This window comes from Shewanella sp. 10N.286.52.C2, assembly GCF_002874545.1.
Taxonomy (GTDB): Bacteria; Pseudomonadota; Gammaproteobacteria; order Enterobacterales; family Shewanellaceae; genus Shewanella.
In genome coordinates this window covers 1-3,113 of sequence record NZ_MCTV01000063.1, presented here as the reverse complement: position 1 = coordinate 3,113, position 3,113 = coordinate 1, and the positions used below count along the sequence as shown (strand labels likewise).

The 3,113-nt window shown below is 44.8% G+C and carries 3 protein-coding genes; 1 reads left to right on the top strand and 2 read right to left on the bottom strand.

All coding sequences use genetic code 11. The features are described from left to right. Nucleotides 1–596: permease (locus tag BCU94_RS17655; protein WP_198590908.1), on the bottom strand; the 596-nt coding region annotated here is incomplete at its 3' end. A 9-nt stretch (nucleotides 597–605) separates the two neighbouring features. Continuing rightward, the gene (gene zntR / locus BCU94_RS17650; protein ID WP_102436938.1) at nucleotides 606–1,067 is read right to left on the bottom strand and encodes a Zn(2+)-responsive transcriptional regulator; all 462 of its coding nucleotides are present in this window, start codon (nucleotides 1,065–1,067) and stop codon (nucleotides 606–608) included. A gap of 333 nt (nucleotides 1,068–1,400) precedes the next feature. Between zntR and purH the strand changes: the two genes are divergently transcribed. After that, entirely contained in the window at nucleotides 1,401–2,990 is a 1,590-nt protein-coding gene (gene purH / locus BCU94_RS17645; RefSeq protein WP_102477125.1) for a bifunctional phosphoribosylaminoimidazolecarboxamide formyltransferase/IMP cyclohydrolase, read from the top strand. Nucleotides 2,991–3,113: the final 123 nt, after the last annotated feature.

Below are 3,113 nucleotides of genomic sequence, written 5' to 3'. Positions count from 1 at the left end.
TCAGCCTTAACGGATTCAGATTTACTCGCACAACAACTACTGGCTTTAGCGACTGGCACTGATTTTACAACAGCGGCACTCATTGGCTGCATCACTGATGCATTAGCAGCAGGCTTCATCGTCATCGCTGTTGTAGTTGCGGTATTAGTTGCTGCATTAGTAGCAGCATCGTCTTTAACTTCGCTGACGACCTTACCATCGTCATCATCACGACCGACTAATAAACCCGCCACAATGGCGCTGGTGATCGCCGCTATCGGACGCACAATGGCCATAAATGGCCCTAACAACACATAAGATACCGTAACCGAATCCACCCCAGTTTCAGGCGTTGATACTAAAAATGAGGTTGTAGCCGCTTTTGATGCGCCAGAGCGACGCAAACCCACTGCAGCAGGAATAACCCCGCATGAGCATAAAGGTAATGGTGCACCAATCACGGCTGCTTTAACCACGGTTTTTAACCCATGGCCGCCAAGCTGCTTTTGCATCCACGCCATAGGCACAAACACTTTCAACAACCCCGCCAACACTAAGCCTAATAATAGCCACGGAGCGGACTCTAAAAATAACTCTAAAAAATTGCTTAATAACATAATATGCTCCTAACCTTGAGGCTGCTTTGCTGTATGACGTTGCTGCTCAGCTTTTGGATTTAATTCTTTATCTGTTGACTCTAATGCTTCTAAAATTGAGCAATGTTCAGCGCTTTCAGGGCCGCCGCAACAGGCCGCTGATAATTTGCCCAATGAGTTAGCAAAATTGGCGAGCTCGGCCATCTTGTCTTGTACTTGTTTAAGCTTTGAGTCCACCAGCCCTTTTACATCGGCACATGCCCAGTTGGATTTATCTAATTCAATGGATAACAACTCGGCAATGTCATTCAAACTAAAGCCCACCGCTTTGGCGCGAATAATAAAACCTAACTTGGCAGTATCATCCTCATTATAAAGTCGATAGCCCGCATCAGAGCGGCTAGAGGGCGCTAATAAACCGTGTTTTTCATAAAACCGCAGCGTGTCAGCTTTAACATTAAACAGCGCCGCGACTTCACCTATTCGATACATAAATTCACCATGAGTAAGATAAACATTCTGATGCAATACACAGATAATCATTACGAGTATAAGTATTACTATAAACCTTAGAGTTAAATCCAAGGTCAAGGCTTTTATAGAATAAAATTTTGTGAGTAACTTTGTTCTTATTTCAATATTGTGAAATCGCGCAGAAAAAACACCCTATATGGTGCTTTTGCGATAAAATGCGCGCGCCCTGTCTATAGGCAGCAACCCCCTAACAAGTAAAAACATTAAGGGAATTTTGCAAAGCAGAGCCATGTCGATGTCTGCTCTGTTTTGCCAAACTTCCTTAAAATAAATAGTGGACACTGTACCTACATGAATACTGTCAGACCTATTCGTCGCGCACTGCTAAGTGTATCTGATAAAACTGGAATGCTTGAGTTTGCTAAAGCACTTCACGAGCAAGGCGTAGAACTACTTTCTACAGGCGGAACAGCCAAATTACTTGCTGACAATAATATTCCTGTCACTGAAGTATCTGACTATACCGGTCACCCTGAAATCATGGATGGTCGTGTTAAAACATTGCATCCAAAAGTACACGGCGGCATCTTAGCCCGTCGCGGTATTGATGAAATCGTAATGGAACAAAATGCCATTAAACCCATCGATTTAGTTGCGGTTAACCTTTACCCATTTGCTTCTACTGTGGCAAAAGAAGGTTGTACGTTAGCTGACGCCGTTGAGAACATCGATATCGGTGGCCCGACCATGGTACGTTCTACTGCGAAAAACCATAAAGACACCACTATTGTTGTTAACGCCAGTGACTACGATCGCGTGATTACAGAGATGCAAGCAAACAACGGCAGCACCACCTTAGAAACACGTTTTGATTTAGCCATTGCCGCATTCGAACACACTGCCGCTTACGACGGTATGATTGCTAACTACTTCGGCACTATGGTGCCTGCACACAGTAAAGATGAGTGCCACGAAGATTCTAGCTTCCCACGCACGTTCAATACTCAGCTGATCAAAAAACAAGATTTACGCTACGGCGAAAACAGCCATCAAAAAGCGGCTTTCTATGTTGATAGCAACATTGATGAAGCATCGGTTGCAAGTGCAACACAATTGCAAGGTAAAGCCCTGTCATACAACAACATTGCAGATACTGATGCTGCGCTAGAGTGTGTGAAAGAGTTTGAAGGCCCAGCTTGTGTCATCGTAAAACATGCTAACCCTTGTGGTGTGGCCCTAGGTAACACGATCCTTGAAGCTTACGATCGCGCATTCAAAACTGACCCAACATCAGCTTTTGGTGGCATCATCGCCTTTAACCAAGAATTAGATGCTGACACCGCGAAAGCCATTGTTGATCGTCAATTTGTTGAAGTGATCATTGCCCCTAAAGTTAGTGCGGCAGCACGCGACATCGTTGCCGCTAAAGCCAACGTGCGATTACTCGAATGTGGTCAGTGGAATACTAAAACCACTACTCAAGATTTCAAACGTGTTAACGGCGGCTTATTAGTTCAAGACCGCGACCAAGGCATGGTTGATGTGGCTGACGTTAAAGTGGTATCAAAAGTGCAACCAACCGCCGAGCAGCTAACTGACTTAATGTTCTGCTGGAAAGTGGCTAAGTTCGTTAAATCTAACGCGATTGTTTACGCAAAAGATGGCATGACTATCGGCGTCGGCGCAGGCCAAATGAGCCGCGTTTACTCAGCAAAAGTTGCTGGCATTAAAGCGGCAGACGAAGGTTTAGTGGTTGAAGGGTCAGTGATGGCATCAGATGCCTTCTTCCCATTCCGTGACGGTATCGATGCAGCAGCTGCGGCTGGTATCAGCTGCATCATTCAGCCAGGCGGTTCAATCCGTGATGAAGAAATCATTGCAGCGGCAGATGAGCACGGCATTGCCATGGTATTTACTGGCATGCGTCACTTCCGTCACTAAAACGCCAACACCAATGACTTAACTTAAGTCATTGGTGTTTTATAATTTAGTTTTTAAGCATATTAGAGCAAGCCATTGTTTCAAGTTCAATGAAAACACGCGGAGCTTATAAGCATAAGTGAG